Source organism: Kribbella deserti, assembly GCF_042434725.1.
Lineage (GTDB): Bacteria > Actinomycetota > Actinomycetes > Propionibacteriales > Kribbellaceae > Kribbella > Kribbella deserti.
The window spans coordinates 107678-129489 of sequence record NZ_JBHLTC010000008.1; the positions used below are offsets into that span (position 1 = coordinate 107678).

Here is a 21812-nt window from a genome sequence, read left to right on the forward strand (position 1 = left end):
GGTCTTCCCTCGCCTCTTCACCGGGTCGACCTTTGAAGTCGGGGGTCGACGTGCCAAATCTGACGGGTCCACCCCCCATTCCGACAGTCGACCCTCGGAATAAGTCGCTCGAGACGATCCACTGCCGAGTCTTTGCGCCGCTACCTGGCTGCAGCCGGGTAGCGGCGCAAAGACTCGGTAGCGGGCACGCCACAACCCGGTAGCCGCACTACAACCCGGTAGCCGCCGCCACAACTCGGTAGGTGCAGGTCCGCAGCGACGACTGTGGGCGGATTCCGACGAATGAACGCGAAGACAGGGAGCCGGCGGCTACTTCTTCTTGTCCTCGTCCGTGTCGGCCTTGTCCTCGTCCGCGTCGGTCCCGGCGTTCACGTCGGTTTCGGCGTTCACGTCGGTTTCGGCGTTCACGTCGGTCCCGGCGTCCGCGTCGGTGTCGTCTTCGTCGTCATCGGCGTCGCGAAGCTCCGGCGGCAGGTCGACGAACTCGGTGTCGAGATCGACCTCCGACGGTACGACGTCCTCGATCGCGGGGGCGTCGGGCTTGACCAGGTTGCGCAGGCGGCCGAGGATCCGGTCGGCCTCGGTACCGAAGGGGTTGTCGTTCACCAGGTACGTCCAGGTGGCCGTCGGCCGGGCGACGCCACTGGCCTCGACGTTGAGCCCGTCGGCGGTGATCTCGGCCGTCGCGAACGTCTCGGCGGCGTCGTTCCACGCGTCGGCGATCAGCGCGTTGAAGGACTCGATCGCCGAGCGGTTGAACTCGTCGATGGGCTTCATGTGCACCATGCCACCGGCCAGCGAGCGCAGGTGGATGCCCTCGCGCAGGTCGGCCAGGAACGCCAGGTGATCGGTCCAGCGCCGGTCCAGGTGGTGCAGCGCGATCGTCCGGGCCGCGGTCGCGACCACCTCCTCGCCGTACTGCTCGACCAACTCGTCGAACCGCTCCTTCTGGCGATCGGCCAGTTCGGTTTTGGCGAGGTCGTCGGTCAGCACCTTCTCGCGCACCTCGAGCACGATGGCCCGCTGCTGTCCGGTCAGGCGGTGGTACGACCAGGTGTTGCGGTGCAGTTCGTGGTTCGCGCCGTCGGCGACGCGCTGCGCGTGCTCGAGTACGCCGAGCGCCTTGCGGTCGGTCAGACGGCCTTCGGAGTCCGGCGACGGGCGGAGACCACTCGTGACCGAGTAGCGGGTGACGAGTTCGTCCGCGAGGCTGGCGAAGAACACCGAACCACCCGGGTCGCCCTGGCGTCCGGCCCGGCCGCGGAGCTGGTCGTCCAGCCGGCTGGAGGGGTGACGGCCGGTACCGATGACGTAAAGGCCGCCGAGCTCGATCGCGCGGTCCCGGTCGTGGCTGCCGTCGCGACCACCGAGGCGGATGTCGGTACCACGGCCGGCCATCTGGGTGGAGACCGTGACCGTCTCCGGTACACCGGCCTCCGCGATGATGGCGGCCTCTTCGGCGTCGTTCTTGGCGTTCAGTACGACGTGCTCGATCTCGGCGGCTTCGAGCAACTCGCTGAGCTGCTCGGACTCCTCGACCGAATGCGTACCGATCAGGATCGGGCGGCCGGTCTCGTGCACCTCGGCGATGTGCTCGACCAGCGCGGTCTGCTTGTCCTTGACCGTCAGGTAGAGCCGGTCGGGCTCGTCCTTGCGGATGTTCGGCTTGTTCGGCGGCACAACCGCCACCTCGACGCCGTAGAACTCCTGCAGCTGCTCACCGACGACCACGGCCGTACCGGTCATGCCGCACAGTGTGGGGTAGCTGGTGATCAGGGCCTGCACGGTGATGCTGTCGAGGATCTCGCCGCTCTCGCTGACCGGCACGGCCTCCTTGGCCTCGACCGCGGCCTGCAGACCGTCGGGCCAGCGCTGCAGCTTGGCGATCCGCCCGCGGTTGGTGTTGACCAGGTGCACCTTGCCGTCGCGAACCAGGTAGTCGACATCGCGACGCAGCAGGACCTCCGCGTGCAGCGCGACGTTGACCTGGGTCATCCGGTCGAGGTTCTCCTCGTCGTACAGGTCGATGCCGCCGAGATGCGCCTCGACCACATCGGTGCCCTTGTCGGTCAGCGCGACCGAGCGCCCGTCGCCGTCGATCTCGTAGTCGACACCCGCGCGCAGCGTGCGGACCAGCGCGACCACGTCGTCGTCGATCTCCTCCGAGGACGACGCGCCCGCGAGCACCAGGGGCACCCGGGCCTCGTCGATCAGCACGGAGTCGGCCTCGTCGACCAGGGCCACGTCCGGCTTGGCGCTGACCCGGTCGGCCGGATCCGCGACCAGCCGGTCACGCAGTACGTCGAAGCCGATCTCGCTGACCGGCGCGTAGCAGATCTCCGCCTGGTACGCCTCGCGCCGCTCGTCCGGCGTGGAGGCCTGGCCGACCGCGCTGACGCTCACGCCGAGCAGCTTGTAGACCGGGCCCATCCACTCCGCGTCACGATGCGCGAGGTAGTCGTTCACCGCCATCACCTGGACGCGGCGGCCGCCGATGGCGTACCCCGCGGCGGCGATGGCGCCGGCCAGGGTCTTGCCCTCACCGGTGGCCATCTCGATCACGCGGCCACCCAGCAGCGCGATGGCGCCGACCAGCTGGCCGTCGAAGGCCCGCTCGCCGATGGCACGGCGAGCGGCCTCACGGGCCAGGGCCAGGTACTCGATCAGGGCGTCCTCGTCCAGACCGCCCTCGGTACGCAGCGCCTCGACCGCCGCGGTGAGCTCTTCGTCGGTCAAGACCTCGACCGATTCTTCACACTCGGCGATGGCAGCGGTCATCCGCTCATACGGGCCGAGGTCGATCGAGCCGGGGCGCTGCAGGAGCCGGCGGAAGCGCGAGGTGATTTTCAGTGCCATGGTCTCCGCAACGTACAGCCTCCGCGGCAGGTTCCCCCAGGCAGGTCGGTGTGTCGTGGTTTCAGTTGACGTTGAAGAGGTAGGGGGTGGTTGTCGCGACAGCGAACAAGCCGCACTTCTGCAGGATCGGCCGGGAGTCCTCCGACGCGTCTACCCGCAGGTAGTCGTACCCGTGCGCCTTGGCCAACTTGGCCCGGTGCATGAGCACAGCGCGGTACAAGCCCTTGCGCCGCCACTCCGGCAGGGTCCCGCCGCCCCAAAGGCTGGCAAAGCCCGTGCCCGGGTGGAACCGCACCCAGCCCGCAGTAAGCGCCGGACCGGTTGGGGCCTCTTCCACGACCGTGACGATCAACCGGTCGGGAAAGTCCCGTTGTTCCGTCGAAAGCTGCTCGTGAACCGAATCCCGGTTGGAACCCCACAGCTCCACCTCGAGGTCGGCGATCCGCCTGAAGTCGGCAGACTCGTGTACGTCGCGCAGTACAACCTTGGAAGGCAGTACCGTCGGCATGGCCAGTACGGCGTCCACGTGGCCCAGGATCAACGTCTCCGGCTCATCCGGCACAAACCCGGCGTCCGTAAGACGCTTGGCGAGATCCACCGGCTCGTCGTAGTCGTACGTCTTCCACTCGACGTTCATCCCCATCCCGGCGAAGAAGTCCCGCTGCTCCGCGATCACCGCGTCCGGATCGTCCCCCAGCCCTCTGGGCGACTCGATGAACCCGCGCGCATTCGGCCCCGGATCCGGCGGATACGACCGATGCACCAACCCGGACGTCTCCTGCACCCAACCCGGAATCGCATCCGCGTCAGGCAACCGAACCCGCTCATGAAACACCCGCAACAAGTCATCCACTCCCCGATCCTCCCTCCCCCACGCAACCCATTTACCCGGTGAGTCGTACGCGCCCGTCGGCGTACCGGCAATCCAGAAGACCGAGACGGGTTGCCCCGCCTTCCTCCCGTTCCCCTCCCGCGAGCCAACGCATCCGAACGGCCCACCCGCCACCCCAGCCACGAGTCAACGCGTACAAACAGGTCCTCGTGTACCCAAACAGGTCCCCGTGCACCGCGAACCAAACCCGGCGCCTCCCCTGTAAACATCTTTCGCACGGTCGGACCCAAAATGCGGCTCCCGCGCACGGCTCTCTCTCGTCACGGTCGGACGCGGAATTCCGCCCACCTGTGGACGGCCCTTCCACGGTCGGACGCAAGATGCGAACTTGCCTCGGCCGTCCCTCCCTTGACATCCGGCCGCTGCGTCGGATGGCCGCAAAATGCGTCCGACCGTGCGAAGCCTGTCCACAGCGCGCCGCATTTTGCGTCCGACCGTGGCAGGGCTGTCCACAGCGCGCCGCATTTTGCGTCCGACCGTGGCAGGGGTTTGCACAGGGCGGGGTGGGGTGGTGGGGTTGTGGATCGCACAGGAGGCGTGTTCGAATGAACAGGTGAATGGTGAGGAGCGGCTTAGGTATGTTGTGGAGGAGTTGGCGCGGACCGGGCGGGTCGGGGTGGCTGAGTTGGCCCGGGACGCGGGTGCTTCGGAGATGACGATTCGGCGGGATCTCGACCTGTTGCAGAGCCAGGGGCTGCTCCGGCGGGTTCGCGGCGGGGCGGTCGGGGTGGTGCAGCGCGGGGAGATCATCCCGTTCGCGTTGCGCGACAAGCAGGGCGCCGAGGTCAAACGGCGGATCGCGGCCGTGGTGGCGGAGCTGATCAGCGATGGCGAGGCGGTCGCGCTCGACAACGGCACCACCTGCCTCGCGATCGCGCGCGAGCTAGCCGGACGGGCCATCACCGTGATGCCGCTGTCGCTGCACTCGGCCGTCGTACTCGGTGAATCCGCGCGGACGAAGTTGATCCTGCCGGGCGGCGAGGTGAGTTCGCCCGAGCTCGCGTCGTACGGCGCGATGGCGGAGGCGGCCGTTCGGGGCCTGCACTTCGACACCGCGGTGGTGAGCAGTTGTGCGGCGATGCCCGCGGACGGCCTGACCACCAACACGCTTGCGGACAACGCGATGAAGCGGGCCCTGATCGCCTCGTCGGCGCGGGTTCTGCTGGCGATCGAATCGGTCAAACTCGAGAGGACGGCGATGGTCACGGTGGCGGGAGTCGAAGCGGTCGACGTGCTGGTGACGGACGCGGACGCCGATCCGGATGCGCTGGAGGTCTATCGCGCGGCCGGGGCGGAGATCCGGCTCGCATGACGACATCCACCGAAGTCTCCAGCCCACTGGCCGCGAAGTCCGCGGCAGTCGCCGTCGGCGCGTTGTTCGCCATCAACGGCACGATCCTCGGCGGTATCGGCGGTACCCTGCCGGCCTTGCGTGAACGCCTCGGCATCGACGCGAGCGGCATCTCGCTCTTGCTGTTGTCCCTGGCGGTTTCCGCCGTGCTGTCCATGCAGATCGGGGGCCGGCTGGCCGACGCGATCGGGGCCCGGCCGGTCGCGCTGTTCACCGCCGTCATGCTGGTTGTTGCCATCGGCACCCTTTCGGTGGCGCACTCGCTGCCGCTCGCGATCGTGGCGATGGTGCTCGCCGGCCTCGGCAACGGCGCGATGGACGTCGCGATGAACTCCCTCGGCGTGCAGGTCGAGAAGGTCCGGCCGAAACCAGTGATGAGCCGGTTCCACGGGTTCTTCAGCATCGGCAACCTGGTCGGCGCGGCGGTGATCGTGCTGATCGCCCGGGCCTTCGACCGCCCCGGCGGGTCGGTGGTCGGCCCCGCCCTCGGTACGCTGTGCGTCTTCGGCCTGGTCGCGCTGGCACTGGTCTTCCGGTTCGTGCCGGTCGGTGAGCGGGTCACGCACCACCAGGACGGAGTTCGTACGCCGTTGCCGCGGCTGACCTGGTTGCTCGGCGTGATGGCCTTCTGCTTCGGCCTGGCCGAGGGTACGGCGGTCGACTGGTCCTCGGTGCACGTCACCGACGTGGCCCGGATCGATCCGTCCACGGGCGCGCTCGGGCTGGTCGCGGTCAGCGGGTTCATGGTGGTGATCCGGCTGCTCGGCGACCGCATCGTCGACCGGGTCGGCCGCCGCGCGGTGGTCCGCTTCGGCGGTGTCACGGCCGTACTGGGTTACCTGGTCACGGTCTTCACCGAACCACTCGGGCTGTTGCTGATCGGCTGGGCCCTGGTCGGTCTGGGCGTAGGCCTGGTCGCCCCGCAGGTGTACGCCGTCGCGGGCCATACCGGCGGCGGCCGCATGCTCGCCGTGGTGGTGACCTTCGGCTACGCCGCCTTCCTGATCGGCCCGGTCCTGATCGGCCAACTGGTAAACCACATCGGCATCCAGAACGCCATGATCCTGCCCCTGGTCCTCTCCCTGGCCCTGGTCGCCGTCTCCCCCGTCCTCCCCCGCACCGAGCCCTAACCAGCCCGCCACGCCGGCATCCCCGGCATCCCCGGCGTGGCGGTATCCCGCTCATCGGACCCTTGTGACGCGGCGTGTCGCCATTCATCGGACCCTTCTGACCACGAGCGCAGGCCTACAGCGTCCGCTAGAAGGTCTCCGGTCTCCCAGGACTGCACGATGCCCTTGACCGGTGTGTACCGCGCATAGGCCTTCCCAATCGCCTCGGAGAACGGAACCCACTTGTCGTCCTCCCGGTGGTTGTAGGCGTACACAAGGTCCATACCGGTCCGACGCATGTACTCCCCGCTCAACCGCATGTACGCGTCTACGTCCGCCGCAGGCCACGAACCCGGGTAGGTGTAACCCGCGCCCGACGGACCGCAGACGAGCAAGTCGTTGGCCGTAGCGGTTCGCTGATAGTGGCTGAGCAGGCCCGGGCCGATGTCGGCTAGCAGCGGGCTGACCGTCCAGTTCGCAGGGGCCTCGCCACGGCGCGGGTCGTCCCACAGCTCGCGCATCCGGCGCTGGCAGTACTGGACGTTGTCGCCTTCGCCGATGGTCATCGTCACGTAGATCTTCTTCTGCGCCTTAACCCGCTTAAGCGGCCCGACCTTCGCCGAGACCGGCGCAGCCACTCCGGAGTGCACAGTGCCGTTCATGTAGAAGTCCGCCGGTAAGGCCTCTACGCCGGCTTGGGCGGCTAGATCGACGCCACTCCACTCCCCCGCCACATCGTTCGAGAACCAACCGGCGTACGGCGTAGTGGGTTCAACCGCCTGGAAGATCGCTGAGCTTGCGCTCGCTCCGATGCGGGACCAGCTCGACAACGACGCGCCCGAGTACGGCGTGGAGATGGTGGCGTTCGCGACGGCTTCACTGGCCGAGGCCAAGGGTCAGGCGACGAAGGCGCACCAGCTGCTCCTGCGCTTCTGGCAACTCGACGAACAACGGGAGGTCCGCTACTACCATCGGTACCTCGCACCACCTCTCGTCCGCCTCAGCCTCTTGCTCGGTCAGGACGACGTCGCCCGGGCGGTGACCGAATCCGTGGAAGCGGGCGCCAAGCTCGCGCCGGACGTGCCGACCGTCCAGAGCACGGCTCTGCGCTGCCGCGGCCTGCTCGAACACGATCCGGACGCGCTGATCCGGGCCGTCGAGCTGGCCCGTCCGGTCGGGCGGCTGATCGACCATCTGTTCACGTGCGAGGACGCGGCCGGCGTCCTCGGTGCGGCCGGCCGTACCGAGGACGCGATCGCGCTGTGGTCAGAAGCCCTCGAGCGGTACGAGGCAGTGGGCGCGGACGCGTGGGCCACGCGGGTGCTGGCGCTGCTGCGGCGTCACGGCGTACGGCGGGGCACGCGCGGGCCGCGGCAACGTCCGTCCGCAGGGTGGGACGGTCTCACCCCGACCGAGCACGCGGTATCGGACCTCGTGGCCGAAGGGCTCACCAACCGCGAGATCGCCCGCCGCCTCCACATCTCGCCGCACACGGTCAACACACATCTGCGGCACGTCTTCCAGAAGCTGTCCGTGCCAAGCCGAGCCGCGCTGGCCGCCGAGCACCCCGGGCGGTGACGTCGCGGTCGTCTACTGGGAGGCCGACGATATCGCGGCGGCCCTGACGGGACTGGCCACCTCTGACGATCCGTTCGACCGCTGGTTCCGCGACCACATCCGCGACGTACACGGGCTGAACGTCGAGGACGGCTTCCCGCCGCCGGAACAGGTGATGGACTACCGCGCCTAAGCCGTTCGTCGGCCGGGCGTGAGGGCCTGAGCCGGCAGTGTGGTCACCAGGCTTTGGCGAGGATCTGGGTGGTTTCGGCGAGGCTGAGGCCGGCTTGGCGGGCCGCTACGGCGAGAGCCGTGGCGGCTCGCTGGGTGGCGGCGTCGTTGATCTGGCTTCGCCCGGCCAGTACGACGGTGCCGTTGCGGCCCCGGGTCTCGACCAGCGCGTCGGCCTCGAGCTCCTTGTACGCGCGCGCCACCGTGTTCACCGCCAACCCGAGGTCGATCGAGAGCTGCCGCACGGTCGGCAGCTTCGTACCCTGAGCCAGCTCGCCGGTACGGATCAGCTGCTCGATCTGATCCTTCACCTGCTCGTACGGCGGGATCGCCCCGACCGGGTCCACCGTGATGTCCATCGACCGAGCGTATCGGTGCCCTCCGGTCAACCGCTCGCGAAGCAACCCCGGCGCGTCACCAGACCTGGTCGAGGATGCGCGCCGCCGCGGCTGGATCAACCGCGATAATCACGCTTCCACCCACCCGGCGCGACTGGGCCCGATCCAGGGCGTGCCACGCTCATGTCCAGTTTGCACCAGCTGTATTGACGCAAAGCAAGGCAGCACGCCAGCCCGGTTCAAGGGGTCAGGCGAAGTCGGCCTCGGTGTACGGGTGCCGCTCGACCAGCACGAGCCAGTTACCGGAGTTGTCCCGGAGCACGGCCTCCACGCCGTACGGGCGGTCCGACGGCTCCTGGATGTATTCGACGCCCTTGGCAACGAGTTCGTCGAAGGTCTTGCGACAGTCCTCCGTCGCGATGCCGAAGCCGTGCAGAATCCCCTTCGCCATCATCCGCTTCACCGCGTCCGCCGCCTCCGGATCGAGCGGCGGCCCCGGCACCGCCAGCTGGATCTCCAGCTCGGGATGATCTGGCTGACTGATCGTGCACCAGCGAAAATCGGGTCCGACGGTGACGTCCTGCATCGCCGTAAAACCGAGCTTCTCGGTGTAGAAAGCCTTGGCCTCGTCGATGTCGTTCACGTACACGTGGATCAGCGAAACATTGGTGATCACGGCGACCTCCCTTTCGAAATTACGAAGACAGGTACGACGCTAAGCCCTCGCGGCCGGATCGGGCTTCGCCGGAATTGCGCTGTTCAGGCCGAGCATGAACACGTAACACCCCGGCACGCGTGGGCCGTCCTGGGTTCGCTGGTACTCCGACGGGCTCATGCCGAGCAAACTGGTGAACCGCCGGCTGAACGAGCCGAGACTGCTGAATCCGACCAGGTGGCACACCTCGGTCACGGTCAGGTTGGTGGCCCGCAGCAGATCGGCCGCGCGCTCGATCCGCCGCCGGCCGACGTACTGCATGGGCGTCTCGCCGTACTCCGCGGCGAAACATCGGAGGAAGTGGTACTTCGAAACTCCCGCGGTGGACGCCAATGCGGTCAGATCCAGCGGCTCGGCGAAATTTCGATCAGCCAGGTCCCGCGCCCGCCGCAAATGCGGCAACAACTCAACCGGCACCACACCCATCCCCCGAGCATAGATCCCCCACCTCGTGGCGCCCGGGCCTGAGCGAAGGCCCGGGCGCTTCGCGGTTCAGCCCTTGCTGGTCGGCGTACCGGCCAAGCGGTCGAACTCGGTGGACGTGAGCTTGCTGGTGTCACCGGAGAGCTTGGACGGGCGGGTGCAGATGATGCCGCCAGGCACCGACCCGGTCAGGACGCGAATGGCGCTCTTGAACGAGTCACACCGGCGCAGGTCCTCGGTGCCGGCGGGATAGCCGATCGCCGCGTTCACCCTGCCCATGTGCAACGCGTCGGCCATCGGGTTGATGTTGCGAGCGACCGTCCAGTACCAACGGGCGATCGGAGCGCTCCACTGCAACGACCGGGCCAGCTCCGGATTCCCCAGCAAATCGATCCCGAAGTACCGACCGGCCGGGCCGTAGTTGAAGTCCCCCGTCAACTGGATGTACCCGCGACCTCCGTACAGCCGGGTGTCGCCGATCTCGCGGATGTTGTACTCCAACCGCGACTCGTGCACCAACGTCGCCAGGAACGCGGCCTTGCGATACGGCGTGTTGATGTTCGCGTCCCGCATCGCCCGGTTCAGCGACGGCAGGCCCTCTTCGACCAACCTCGGGTTGGCGATCCGCGAACCGAACATCGCCTGCACGTTGGCCAGAGTGATGTCGGGACCGGGGTTCGGATTGCCGCCGCATTCGGGCACACCGGGCAGCTTGTCCTCGGGAATGCTCACATAGGCGACAGTGACATAACCACCCAAAGCCGGAACGTGGGCCCACCAGCTACTGGAACCACCAGACACCGTGACGCGATCGCCGAGCTTCTGGCAGTCCACGTCGATAGAGGTCGGGCCGGGCAGGGTTCGTACCACCGCCGAGCTGAGGTAGGCGTCCGCGCGGACGTTCACCCCGGTCCCGTACGTCGAGAAGACGGCAGCCTGGGCCGGAGTCGCGGCGATCACTCCGGCGGCGGTGATACCGGCCAGAGCGAGCAAAGCGGCTCCGAGCCGGCGAATCGTTGGTACGCGCATGTTTTCTCCCGGGCGGGCAGAAGGGCGGAGCTTCTGACGGGCGCCGTGAACAATTACCGAAACACTGTTACGGCATCGTCACTTTCCACCCAGCCCGGCTCGCGCTCAAGCCTTTCGACTCCAGCGCAACAGCCGGCAGCGCCGTGACGGTTGCCCATCACGGCGCTGCCGGCGTAGCTCAGACAACGCCTCGAGGGATCAGCCGACTGTTCCCGGCGCGATGCCGAGGGCGTCGAACTGGGCGCGGCTGAGCTTGCTGGTATCGCCCGCGTACGCCGTCGGGCGGGTGCAGATGATGCCCGCCGGAACCGATCCGGTCAGATAGCGCAGCGCGTTCTTGAACGAGTCACAGCGACGCTGGTCCTCGGCGCCGGCCGGATAACCGATCGCCGCGTTGACCTTGCCCATGTGCAACGCGTCGGCCATCGGGTTGATATTGCGCGCCACCGTCCAGTACCAGCGAGCGATCGGCGCACTCCACTGCAACGACCGGGCGAGTTCGGGATTGCCCAGCAGGTCGATACCGAAGTACCGCCCAGCCGGCCCGTAGTTGAAGTCACCCGTGAGCTGGATGTACCCGCGACCGCCGTACAAGCGCGTGTCCCCGATCTCGCGGATGTTGTACTCCAGCCGCGACTCGTGCACCAACGTCGCCAGGAAGGCCGCCTTGCGCCGGGCCGTGGTGATGTTCGCGTCCCGCATCGCCTGGTTCAACGACGGCAGGCCTTGGTTGACCAGCGTCGGGTTGGCGATGCGTGAACCGAACATGGCCTGTACGTCGGCGAGCGTGACGTTGACCGGTGGGTTCGGGTTCGGCGCGCACTCGGGCACGCCGGGCAGCTTCGTCGCGGTGGTGTTGAGATAGCCGACGGTGACGTAACCGTTGTGCGCGGGCAGATGCGCCCACCACGTCGTTGCCGCCTTTCCGGGCACGGTGACCGAGTCGCCGGACCGCTGGCAGTCGACGTCGACCGCGACCGGTCCGGGCAGCACCTTGATCACGGACGACGACAGATAGGCGTCCGATCGCACGTTGAGATTGTTGGCGGTGGTCTGAAAACCGACCGCCTGAGCCGGTGTCGCCACCAACGTCGCGGCAGAAACCAGCGTGGCAACAAAAAGTGAAGCGAACCTGACCATGGGCACTCCCTGGCGGTGGAGGGTCGGACCTCAACCGTGCTCCCCACAGCACCGGGTTGCTCAAGTACGCAACGGGCAGCCGTTGGGTCCGTCTGACCCGATGGTTCGACGGAGATCGAACACCGTGTGCAGCCAACTCTTCGTGCCTAGAGTCGAAGAGACGGCACAAGGGGAGGCGGTCGATGCGGTACGGGGTTCTGGGGCCCGTCGAGGTACTGGCAGCCGGTGGAGCGAGGGTGGCGCTCGGCGCCAAGCAGCGAGCCATCTTGGCAGCACTGCTGTGTCAGCCGAATCAGGCGATATCGACCGGACAGCTGATCGACCTGGCCTGGCCACGCCGTCCACCGGCGGCAGTCCGCAACAGCCTTCAGGTCCAGGTCTACCGCCTGCGCAAGTCGCTCGGTGATGAACGAATCCGGCACACCGCTGCCGGATACACCTTGGTGGTACAGCCGGACGAGCTGGACGCACGGCGCTTCGAAGACGACGCCGAGGCCGGCCGGCGCGCGGCCGGAGCCGGGTCGATCGAGCAGGCCACCGGCCTCTGGCGCCGGGCGCTGAACCTCTGGCGAGGCGAACCCTTCGCCGGTTTGGAGGACCTGGCCCTGGTTCGCGAGGAAGCGGCCCGGTTGGAGGAGTTACGGGTCTGTGTGTGGGAGGAACAGATGGACGCCGGGCTGCAGGTCGGCCGGCACCACGAGCTGGTACCGGAGCTCACGCGGTTGTGCGCGAGCTTCCCGCTGCGGGAGCGTTTCCGCGCCCAGCTGATGCTCGCGCTCTACCGATCGGGACGGCAGGCCGACGCACTTGCGGCGTATCGCGATGGACGAGAGCTGATCAGGACCGAGTGCGGCCTGGAGCCCGGGCACGATCTCCAGCGCCTGGAGACCGACATCCTGCGAGCAGATCGGGCCCTCGACCTGGTGCCGGACCGGGTCGAGGTCAGCAAGGATGTGGTGCCCGCCGAATTGCCCGCACCGAGCAGCCACTTCGTGGGTCGCGAGGCGGAGACCGCGCTGATCAGCGACCTGCTCCGACGGACGACCGACGGGCCGGTGATGACAGCCATCAGCGGGGTCGGCGGAGTCGGCAAGTCGGCCCTCGCGGTCCAGGTGGCGAACACGGTGGCGGAAGCCTTTCCCGACGGCCAGCTCTACGTGAACCTCCTCGGAGCCACGCCTGGCGTTCAGCCGTTGCCCCCGGAGGAGGCGCTGGACCGGCTGCTCCGGGCGCTGGGAGATACCGCGGACCGACCGGCCGGACTGGCCGAAGCGACCGCGCGGTTCCGGACCCTTACCGCGCACCGGAAACTCCTGCTCGTCCTCGACGATGCGATCGACGTGACGCAACTCAGGCCGTTGGTGCCTGGCGGTTCGGGCTGCGGGGTGCTGATCACCAGCAGGGTCGAGCTGCCCACTCTGGACGGCGTCACCCAGGTGCGACTGGACGTTCTCGGTGACAACGACGGTCTCCGGCTGCTCACCGCACTCGCCGGATCGGACCGGGTGGCCGGCGCCGAAACGGCCGCGCTGGACATCGTCCGGCTGTGCGGGCGACTGCCGCTGGCCATCCGGATCGCGGGTGCACGACTCGCCACCCGCCGCCATTGGACGCCACGGGTGTTCGCCGAACGGCTGTCCCGCGCCCACGTCCGGCTGGACGAGCTGGAGTACGCCGATCTCGCCGTCCGGGCCAGTTTCACCATGAGTCTCGAGCAGTTGCGGGCAGATCGCCGACGGGTCGTGCGGGAAGCGGCCGCGGTCTTTCCACTTCTCGGCCTGCTCGAACTCCCCACGCTGACCGCGCCCGTTGTCAGTGCACTGGCCGGACTACCGAACGACAAGGTTGCGGACCACCTCGACCTGCTGGTGGAGGCTCAGCTGCTGCGGGCCGTCGATCAGCACCACTTCGTCATGCACGACCTGGTCCGGCTTTACGCCCGTGAGCTGGCAGCGCAAGAGCTGTCCGAATCGGAGCGGTCTGCCGCCATACAGCGAGCCATGGAGCACTACCTGGCGACCAGTCGTACGGCGTTGATGCGCGCCGTCATCGACGGCGGCAGCCGGCTGCTGGCCGGTCTGCCGCCAGACGAGGTGACCCAGGCCGGCTTGCCGTTGACGGACAAAGCGGCAGCGCTGGACTGGCTCCGGCGGGAAGACCTGAACCTGCTCGCCACGATCCGGCAGGCATCGGTTGCCCCAGGCAACGGACCGGCCATCGCGCTGGGTCTGGCCGCCGCCATGAACGGGCTGGGGGTGCTCTATCAGCGCTGGCCGCTACTGCTCGGTGTCAACCGGCTGGCGCTCCGAGTCGCCGACGCGGTGGGCAGCCCCCGGGAAGTCGCGCTGGCCGCGGGCGATCTCGGCCGGGCCTGCAGGCTCACCGGCAGGCCCGATGAAGCCGAGCACTACTTCCAGCAGGCATTGCGTGGCTGGCAGGCCATGGCCGACCTCGGGCATGAGGCATCGGTGCTTTACAGCTTGGGGGCGTTACGGGCCTCGGCCGGCGACCTGACAGGTGCGCTCCGCTACCACCAGCGAGCCCTCGCGCTGCGTCGCGCATCGAAAGACGTGTACGGCGAGGCGCATCTGTTGCACGCGGTCGGTCTGGTGGAGATGGAGCAAGGTCAGTTCGGCGACGCGCTGCGGAACTTCACCAGATCACATCTGCTCTTCCGGCGACTCGCCATCGGTGAGGACCAGGGCATGGTGCTGACAAGTGTCGGCCGGCTGCATGTGCGTCGCGGCGACTCGCATCAGGCGCTGGCTGTCTTCGAGCGTGCGCTCGCGCTGCTCCGGGAGGCCGGGGATCGCGCGACGGAGGCGTTCTGTTTGTGGCATCTCGCCAAGGCCCGCCAGGATCTTGCGCTGTCCGGGCGAGCCGAGCAGCAGGCGGCGCTCAGCTTGCTGGCGGAGCTCCGGGTCCTGAGCGCCGACGAAGTACGGGATCTGGTCCAGCGCCTTACCCCGAGCGTGTCCTGGCCACTCGGAAACCATTAACACTCGGGAACCATTGAGGAGCGGGCCAGGTCGCCGTCGGTGACCTGGCCCGCTTCGACATCAGCCGACGAACTGGGCGTAGTAGCCGGTCAGGCGGTGCGGCGCGCATTCCCCGCCGAACCGCCAGTAGCCCACACCCTGCCACGGCCCGTACTTCGTGGTGCCGTCAGAGCAGGTGGTGATCGCGCGGGCATGGCCGGAGTTCACCCGGCAGTTCGCCCACCAGCTATAGCCGTTGTCGCCCACGCTGTCGCAGGAGCCGCCTTGCGCGGTGAACGGCCCGCCGCTCTGCGCGAGGGAAATCCGCTCGGGCGCAACCGGCGTACTGGCCGATGCAGCGGGTGCGGACGCGAAGGCGGCTCCGGCCAGCGCGGTGACGGCGAAACCGGTCTTCAGATAAGTACGCATGGACATCTCTAGCTCCCAGTGACATATGCGGAATGTCTGACCCTGAGAGCGTGCGGCCGGCCACTGACTGCGTACTGACCGGCCGCTGATCCGTCGATTCAGCCCTTCGGCTCCGGTACGGCGTCCACGCCGGCCTCCTTGCGCTGCGCCGGGGTGATCGGCGCCGGCGCGGCCGTCAGCGGGTCGAACCCACCGCCGGACTTCGGGAACGCGATCACGTCGCGGATCGACTCCGTACCGGCGAGCAGCGCGGTGATCCGGTCCCAGCCGAACGCGATTCCACCGTGCGGCGGCGCGCCGAACTTGAACGCGTCGAGCAGGAAGCCGAACTTCTCGGTCACCTCTTCGTCGGACAGGCCCATCACCGCGAACACGCGCTTCTGCACGTCCTCGCGGTGGATACGGATCGACCCGCCGCCGATCTCGTTGCCGTTGCAGACGATGTCGTACGCGTAGGCGAGCGCGTTGCCCGGGTCGGTGTCGAACGTCGCGAGCGAGTCCGGCTTCGGCGAGGTGAACGCGTGGTGCACCGCGGTCCACGCGCCCGACCCGACGGCCACGTCACCGGCGGCGGTGGCGTCGTCGGCCGGCTCGAACAGCGGCGCGTCCACGACCCACAGGAACGACCAGGCCGACTCGTCGATCAGGCCGCCGCGACGGCCGATCTCCAGCCGGGCCGCGCCGAGCAGCGCCCGCGACGACTTCACCGGGCCGGCCGCGAAGAACACGCAGTCCCCCGGCTTCGCGCCGACGTGATCGGCCAGACCCGCGCGCTCGGTCTCGGACAGGTTCTTGGCGACGGGACCACCCAGTTCGCCGTCCTGGCCGACGAGCACATACGCGAGGCCCTTGGCGCCGCGCTGCTTGGCCCAGTCCTGCCACGCGTCGAGCTGCTTGCGCGGCTGGTCGGCCCCGCCCGGCATCACCACGGCACCGACGTACGGCGCCTGGAACACCCGGAACGGCGTGTCCTTGAAGTAGTCGGTGCACTCGACGAGCTCGAGGCCCATGCGCAGATCGGGCTTGTCGCTACCGAACCGCGCCATCGCCTCGGCGTACGTCATCCGCGGCAGCGGCGTCTGCACCTCGTGGCCGATCAGCTTCCACAGCTCGACCAGGATCTCCTCGGACAGCGCGATCACGTCGTCCTGGTCGACGAAGCTCATCTCGATGTCGAGCTGGGTGAACTCCGGCTGCCGGTCGGCGCGGAAGTCCTCGTCGCGGTAGCAGCGCGCGATCTGGAAGTACTTCTCCATGCCGGCCACCATCAGCAGCTGCTTGAACAGCTGCGGCGACTGGGGCAGCGCGTACCACGAACCGGGCTGGAGGCGGGCCGGGACCAGGAAGTCGCGGGCGCCTTCCGGCGTCGACTTGGTCAGCGTCGGGGTCTCGATCTCCACGAAGTCGTGCTTGGCCAGCACCTCGCGCGCCGCCCGGTTGACCTTGCTGCGCAGGCGCAACGCGTTGCCCGGGCCCTGGCGGCGCAGGTCCAGGTAGCGGTACTTGAGGCGGACCTCCTCGTTCACCGGCGTCGCGTGGTGCTCCTCGACCGGGAACGGCAGCGGCGCGGCCTCGTTCAGCACCTCGACCTCGGTCGTGATCACCTCGATCTCACCGGTGGGCAGGTTCGGGTTCGCGTTGCCCTCGGGCCGCGGCGAGACCTCACCGACGATCTTGAGGCAGAACTCGGCGCGCAGCGGATGCGCGATCTCCTCGTCCCGGATCACCACCTGGACCGTGCCGGACGCGTCGCGCAGATCGATGAACGCCACGCCACCGTGATCGCGCCGCCGGGCCACCCAGCCCGCCAGGACGACGGTCTGACCGGCGTGCTCGGCACGGAGCGAGCCTGCGGAATGGGTACGGATCACTGGTTCTCCTGGGGGTTCTCGATGCTGGGTCGCAAGTCTTGGGCCGCGGGCGCCCAGGTGGACGCGTCGGCCTCCACCTGCTCGCCGCTGCGAATGTCCTTCACCGAATCGGCGGCGCCGTTCTCCCCGGCGAACCAGACGAACGGAATACCGCGGCGATCGGCGTACTTGATCTGCTTACCGAACTTCGCGGCGGCGGGTGCCACCTCGGTCGGAATGCCCCGGCCACGCAAGGCGGCGGCGGTACGCATCGCGTCGGCCCGGTCTTCTTCCTGGTTCAGCGCGACCAGTACGGCGGTGGGCGTCGAGCGGCTGCCCTTGACCAGGCCCTGGCTGAACAACCGGGCCAGCAGGCGGGAGACCCCGATCGAGATACCGACACCCGGGTACGTCGTTTTGCCGTCGCTGGCGAGGGAGTCGTACCGCCCGCCGGAACAGATCGAGCCGTACGACTCGTGGCCGATCAGCTGGGTCTCGTACACCGTGCCGGTGTAGTAGTCGAGGCCGCGGGCGATCTTCAGGTCCGCCACCAGCAGGCCGGGCGCGTGCTCGTTGGCGGCGGTCATGATCGCGGCGAGACGCTCGAGGCCCTCGTCGAGAATCTCGTGCTTCACGCCGAGGGCGCGGACCTGCTCGACAAACGACGCGTCCGTGCTGGAGATCTCGGCCAGCTGCAGCGCGGACTTCGCCTGGGCGTCGGTGAGACCCGCGTCGACGAGCAGCTTTGTGACCTTATCCGGGCCGATCTTGTCCAGCTTGTCCACAATCCGCAGCACGCTCGCCACGTCCTCGATGCCCAGACCGCGGTAGAAACCCTCGGGGATCTGGCGGTTGTTCACCTGGATGCGGAACGGCGGGATCGGCAGCTTGGAGAAGGCGTCCGCGATCACCAGCGGCAGTTCGACCTCGTAGTGGAACGGCAGCGTGCCGTCGCCGACGATGTCGATATCCGCCTGGGTGAACTCGCGGAACCGGCCCTCCTGCGGGCGCTCACCCCGCCAGACGCGCTGGATCTGGTAGCGGCGGAACGGGAAAGCCAGCTTGCCCGAGTTCTCCAGCACGTACCGCGCGAACGGCACGGTCAGGTCGAAGTGCAGCCCGAGACCTGGGCCACTGTCGTCATCCGCGCCGGCCGCGAGGCGCCGTACGGCGTAGATCTCCTTGTCGGCGTCCTCGCCCTGGCTGGACAGCCGCTCGATCGGCTCGACCGCGCGGGTCTCGATGGACGCGAAACCGTGCAGCTCGAACGTCTCCCGGATCGTGTCGAGAAAGTACTGCTCGACGATGCGGTCCGACGGCAGCCACTCGGGGAACCCACTAATGGGGGTTACCTTGCTCATGTGTTGGGGATCTCCAGGTCCTGCAAGTAGGGGTTGGTCGCCTTTTCCCGGCCGATCGAGGTCTGGCCACCATGACCCGGCAGTACGACGATCTCGTCGCGCATCGGCAGGATCTTGGTGGCCAGCGTATGCAGCATGGCCTGATGGTCCCCACCGGGCAGATCGGTGCGCCCGATGGAACCGGCGAACAACACGTCCCCGGAGAACAGCACGGCCGGAACATCCTCCGGCCCGTCGTACGGCGAAGTGAACGTGACCGAGCCACGGGTGTGCCCGGGCGTGTGATCAACCGTGAACCGCAGACCCGCCAACTCGAGGCTGGACCCGTCCTTGAGCTCGGCGACGTCGTCGGGCTCGGCGAAGGTGTAGTTCCCCCCGAGCAGCATCTGCGCCGTCTCCGGGCTGATACCGGCCATCGGATCGGCCAGCAGGTGCCGGTCGTCGGGGTGGATGTAGGCGGTCGCGTCGTACGTCCCGCAGACCGGCAGGACGGAGAACATGTGGTCGACGTGCCCGTGGGTGAGCAGTACGGCGACCGGCTTGAGTTTGTTCTCGGCGACGATCTGCTGGATGCCCTTGACCGCGTCCTGGCCGGGATCGACGATGACGCATTCCGTGCCCGGGCCGGTGGCGGCGACGTAGCAGTTCGTGCCCCACGCACCTGCGGGGAACCCGGCGATGAGCACGACTGACCTTCCTGAGGGAATCCGGAACGAGCCAAGATTACCGGTGCCCCCGGCCGAGGGACTAACCGGATTGAGACCCGAACCCCGTTGCGTACCCGGCCGGAGTTTGTGAGGCTCGACAACACGCCTACTGGGCACCCGGCTACGCGTTTGAACCGGACAGTGGCCAGAATGGGCAGCGAGCGCAAGACATACCGCCGAAAGGGGCGAGTTGTGGCCGAGGACAGCTGGGGCCGGGTAGCAGCGGACGGAACGGTCTACGTCCGGACCAAGGACGGTGAACGCGCGGTCGGCCAATGGCCAGACGCGGATCCCGCCGAGGCACTCGCCTTCTACACCCGGCGGTACGACGCCCTCGCCTTCGAGGTCGAACTGCTGGAGCAGCGCGTCGCCGCGGGCACGGTTTCGCCCGACGACGCGCGCGCCGCCGTCAAGAAGGTGACCACCGCGATCGACGAGGCACAGGCCGTCGGCGACCTGGACGGCCTCCGGGCCCGCCTGGAGGCGCTGAACCCGCTCGTCGCGCAGCAGCGCGAGAAGCGCAAGGCCGAGCGCGCGGCGAAGGTCGAGGAGGCCCGCGAGGCCAAGACGAAGATCGCCACCGAGGCCGAGGGCATCGCCGCCGGTACGGACTGGCGCCACGGCGTCACCCGGCTCCGCGAACTCCTGGACGAGTGGAAGGCGCTCCCCCGCCTCGACAAGTCCAGCGACGACGAACTGTGGCACCGGTTCTCCTCCGCGCGGACGACGTACACCCGGCACCGCAAGCAACACTTCGCCGAGCTCTCGTCCAAGCGCGACGAGGCCGCCGTGGTGAAGGAGCGCCTCGCCGCCGAGGCCGAGTCCCTGGTCAACTCGACCGACTGGGGTCCCACCTCTGGCCGGTTCCGCGACCTGATGCGCCAGTGGAAGGCCGCTGGTCCCGCTCCGCGCGAGGTCGACGACAAGCTCTGGGCCCGGTTCCGCACCGCCCAGGACACCTTCTTCGGCGCCCGCGACGCGGTCCAGGCCGAGGAGAACGTCGAACAGCAGGCCAACCTCCAGGCCAAGGAGGAACTGCTGGTCGAGATCGAGGCCATCCTCCCGGTCCGCGATCCCAAGGCCGCCCGCGAACAGCTGCGCGTCCTGCTCGACCGCTGGGACGCCATCGGCAAGGTCCCGCGCGACTCGATGCGTACGATCGACGCCCGCCTGCGAGCCGTCGAACAAGCCGTCAAGGCCGCCGAGGACGAGGTCTGGGAACGCAGCAACCCCGAGGCCCGAGCCCGCGCCGAAGCCACGGTCAAGCAACTCGAGTCCCTCATCGCGGACCTCGAAGCCCAAGCCGCCAAGCACGAGTCCGCCGGCAACGCCAAAAAGGCCAAAGACGCCCGCGAAGCCGCCGAAGCCCGCCGAGCCTGGCTAGCCCAAGCCCAACAAGCCCTAACCGACTTCAGCTAGCCCACCCCAAGGCCCGCGCTCCCCCACCAGGGACCGCGGGCCTTTCCGTTATCCCCGCCGCCACATCCCCGTCCAACCGTCAGAAAACTTCTTCCCGCCCCCCACGCCCGCCCGCCCAAAACCTCCCGACGGTCGGACGCAAAATGCGGCACGAGCGTCCCTGGCTTCCGACGGTCGGACGCGGAATCCCACGTCCGACCACGGGAAGGTTAAGTGCCAACCCGCACGGGGTGCATATGGACAACCTTCCGACGGTCGGACGCGGAATCCCACGTCCGACCACGGGAAGGTTAAGTGCCAACCCGCACGGGGTGCATGTGGACAACCTTCCGACGGTCGGACGCGGAATCCCACGTCCGACCACGGGAAGGTTAAGTGCCAACCCGCACGGGGTGGGTGTGGATAACCTTCTGACGGTCGGACGTGGAATGCGGGGCTGTGGATGAAGGGCGGCCAGGTTCGTCTCGCGGAGCGCATTCTGGTCCGATGCTTTTCGACGACCTGCGGTACTTCGACGGCGCGCCGTTCACGCGCATACAGGCGGCGGTGCGCGGTTGGGACCACGCGACGCTGCGGCGGCACCTCGCCAACGGGCTGATCCGCCAGGTACTCAAGACCGTGTACGTCGACGCGCTGGTGCCGGATTCGCTGGAGCTACGGGCCGCCGCGTTGTGCCTGGTCACGCCACTGGATGCGGTGATCTGCCGCCGTACGGCCGCCTGGTTGTTCGGCGTCGACACCTTCGCGCTGCAGGAGCGGGACGAGCCGATGGCGATCGACACCTTGCGGCCTGGCCGTTATCGCGCCGTTCGCCGGTCGAAGGTGACGGGGCACAGCCAGACGGTGTTGCCTGGCGACGTGATGGTTCATCGCGGCCTGCGGGTCACCACACCGCTGGCCACTGCCGTGCACCTCGCGCGGCATCTGCCTCGGCCGTATGCGCTTTCCGCCATCGACGCGATGCTCCACGCCGGGCTGTTCAGCCCTGACGAGTTGAACGCCGCAGTCGGGCGTTATCCGAAACACCCAGGCATTGCCCAGGCGCGTGAACTCGCTCTGTTCGCCGAGCCGTTGACCGAATCACCGGGCGAGTCCTGGCTACGGCTCCGCCTGCTTGATGCCGGCTTTCCCCGGCCGGAGGCGCAAGTCCGCGTGCTGACACCGGCCGGAGATCGCCGCATCGACCTGGGATATCCCGATATCAAGTTCGATGGGCGCCGGATCGGCCTTGAGTACGACAGCGACAAGTGGCACACCGGCAGGCGGGCGGCGCTTCGCGACGAAACGCGACGACTCGACCTGGAGGATTGCGGTTGGCTCATCTTGTCCGTACGACGTGGCGACGTCTGGGGTCGGAGCGTCAGCCTGGAGTACGCCGTGGGCGAGATTCTAGGGATGGAGCCACGGTTGCCGCGGAGGTGGTGAGG

General features: G+C 68.2%; 18 protein-coding genes. 6 read left to right on the forward strand and 12 right to left on the reverse strand.

Annotation, left to right across the window (positions count from 1 at the left end):
* Positions 1 to 309 precede the first annotated feature (309 nt).
* Positions 310 to 2856 carry an accessory Sec system translocase SecA2 gene (gene secA2, locus ACFFGN_RS07740; RefSeq protein WP_380044652.1) on the reverse strand — a complete coding sequence of 849 codons (2547 nt, stop codon included), beginning with the start codon at positions 2854 to 2856 and terminating at the stop codon, positions 310 to 312.
* A 61-nt stretch (positions 2857 to 2917) separates the two neighbouring features.
* Positions 2918 to 3709: a GNAT family N-acetyltransferase gene (locus ACFFGN_RS07745; protein WP_380044653.1), complete on the reverse strand. Its 792-nt coding sequence runs from the start codon at positions 3707 to 3709 to the stop codon at positions 2918 to 2920.
* Between the two features lie 592 nt (positions 3710 to 4301).
* Here ACFFGN_RS07745 and ACFFGN_RS07750 point away from each other — a divergent pair.
* Positions 4302 to 5060, forward strand: coding sequence for a DeoR/GlpR family DNA-binding transcription regulator (locus tag ACFFGN_RS07750; RefSeq protein ID WP_380044654.1), 759 nt, complete (start codon positions 4302 to 4304; stop codon positions 5058 to 5060).
* On the forward strand, positions 5057 to 6229 hold the full coding sequence (locus ACFFGN_RS07755) for an MFS transporter (protein WP_380044655.1): 1173 nt from the start codon (positions 5057 to 5059) through the stop codon (positions 6227 to 6229). Before ACFFGN_RS07750 ends, ACFFGN_RS07755 begins: the two co-directional genes overlap by 4 nt.
* Here the strand turns inward: ACFFGN_RS07755 and ACFFGN_RS07760 are convergent.
* Positions 6226 to 7038, reverse strand: a complete 813-nt coding sequence (locus tag ACFFGN_RS07760; protein ID WP_380044656.1) for a hypothetical protein — start codon at positions 7036 to 7038, stop codon at positions 6226 to 6228. The two genes, ACFFGN_RS07755 and ACFFGN_RS07760, sit on opposite strands and share 4 nt — an antisense overlap.
* On the opposite strand from ACFFGN_RS07760, the gene ACFFGN_RS07765 reads away from it, so the two are divergent.
* Entirely contained in the window at positions 7019 to 7786 is a 768-nt protein-coding gene (locus ACFFGN_RS07765) for a helix-turn-helix transcriptional regulator (RefSeq protein WP_380044657.1), read from the forward strand. The two genes, ACFFGN_RS07760 and ACFFGN_RS07765, sit on opposite strands and share 20 nt — an antisense overlap.
* 215 nt (positions 7787 to 8001) lie before the next feature.
* On the opposite strand, the gene ACFFGN_RS07770 is transcribed toward ACFFGN_RS07765, so the two are convergent.
* The 5 genes from ACFFGN_RS07770 to ACFFGN_RS07790 form a co-directional block, all read right to left on the reverse strand.
* On the reverse strand, positions 8002 to 8355 hold the full coding sequence (locus tag ACFFGN_RS07770) for a GntR family transcriptional regulator (RefSeq protein ID WP_380044658.1): 354 nt from the start codon (positions 8353 to 8355) through the stop codon (positions 8002 to 8004).
* Between the two features lie 226 nt (positions 8356 to 8581).
* A complete protein-coding gene (locus tag ACFFGN_RS07775; RefSeq protein ID WP_380044659.1) occupies positions 8582 to 9010 on the reverse strand; it encodes a VOC family protein in 429 nt (142 codons plus the stop codon).
* A gap of 39 nt (positions 9011 to 9049) precedes the next feature.
* Entirely contained in the window at positions 9050 to 9475 is a 426-nt protein-coding gene (locus ACFFGN_RS07780; RefSeq protein WP_380044660.1) for a helix-turn-helix transcriptional regulator, read from the reverse strand.
* A 66-nt stretch (positions 9476 to 9541) separates the two neighbouring features.
* Positions 9542 to 10501 (reverse strand): glycoside hydrolase family 19 protein, encoded by a 960-nt coding sequence (locus ACFFGN_RS07785; protein ID WP_380044661.1) that lies wholly within the window; start codon positions 10499 to 10501, stop codon positions 9542 to 9544.
* Positions 10502 to 10699: 198 nt separating this feature from the next.
* Positions 10700 to 11641, reverse strand: coding sequence for a glycoside hydrolase family 19 protein (locus tag ACFFGN_RS07790; protein WP_380044662.1), 942 nt, complete (start codon positions 11639 to 11641; stop codon positions 10700 to 10702).
* 182 nt (positions 11642 to 11823) lie between these two features.
* Between ACFFGN_RS07790 and ACFFGN_RS07795 the strand changes: the two genes are divergently transcribed.
* A complete protein-coding gene (locus ACFFGN_RS07795) occupies positions 11824 to 14640 on the forward strand; it encodes an AfsR/SARP family transcriptional regulator (RefSeq protein ID WP_380044663.1) in 2817 nt (938 codons plus the stop codon).
* A gap of 60 nt (positions 14641 to 14700) precedes the next feature.
* Here the strand turns inward: ACFFGN_RS07795 and ACFFGN_RS07800 are convergent, their stop codons facing one another.
* From ACFFGN_RS07800 to ACFFGN_RS07815, 4 genes are all read right to left on the reverse strand, one after another.
* Positions 14701 to 15054: a hypothetical protein gene (locus ACFFGN_RS07800; protein WP_380044664.1), complete on the reverse strand. Its 354-nt coding sequence runs from the start codon at positions 15052 to 15054 to the stop codon at positions 14701 to 14703.
* Positions 15055 to 15146: 92 nt separating this feature from the next.
* Positions 15147 to 16919, reverse strand: coding sequence for an aspartate--tRNA ligase (gene aspS, locus ACFFGN_RS07805; protein WP_380044665.1), 1773 nt, complete (start codon positions 16917 to 16919; stop codon positions 15147 to 15149).
* Complete coding sequence (gene hisS / locus ACFFGN_RS07810; protein ID WP_380044666.1) at positions 16916 to 18259, reverse strand: histidine--tRNA ligase; 1344 nt, start codon at positions 18257 to 18259, stop codon at positions 16916 to 16918. The genes aspS and hisS overlap by 4 nt, the downstream gene beginning before the upstream one ends.
* On the reverse strand, positions 18256 to 18945 hold the full coding sequence (locus ACFFGN_RS07815) for an MBL fold metallo-hydrolase (protein WP_380044667.1): 690 nt from the start codon (positions 18943 to 18945) through the stop codon (positions 18256 to 18258). The genes hisS and ACFFGN_RS07815 overlap by 4 nt, the downstream gene beginning before the upstream one ends.
* A gap of 171 nt (positions 18946 to 19116) precedes the next feature.
* On the opposite strand from ACFFGN_RS07815, the gene ACFFGN_RS07820 reads away from it, so the two are divergent.
* Both ACFFGN_RS07820 and ACFFGN_RS07825 read left to right on the forward strand, forming a co-directional pair.
* Positions 19117 to 20385 carry a DUF349 domain-containing protein gene (locus tag ACFFGN_RS07820; RefSeq protein WP_380044668.1) on the forward strand — a complete coding sequence of 423 codons (1269 nt, stop codon included), beginning with the start codon at positions 19117 to 19119 and terminating at the stop codon, positions 20383 to 20385.
* 486 nt (positions 20386 to 20871) lie between these two features.
* A complete protein-coding gene (locus tag ACFFGN_RS07825) occupies positions 20872 to 21810 on the forward strand; it encodes a type IV toxin-antitoxin system AbiEi family antitoxin (RefSeq protein ID WP_380044669.1) in 939 nt (312 codons plus the stop codon).
* Positions 21811 to 21812 lie beyond the last annotated feature (2 nt).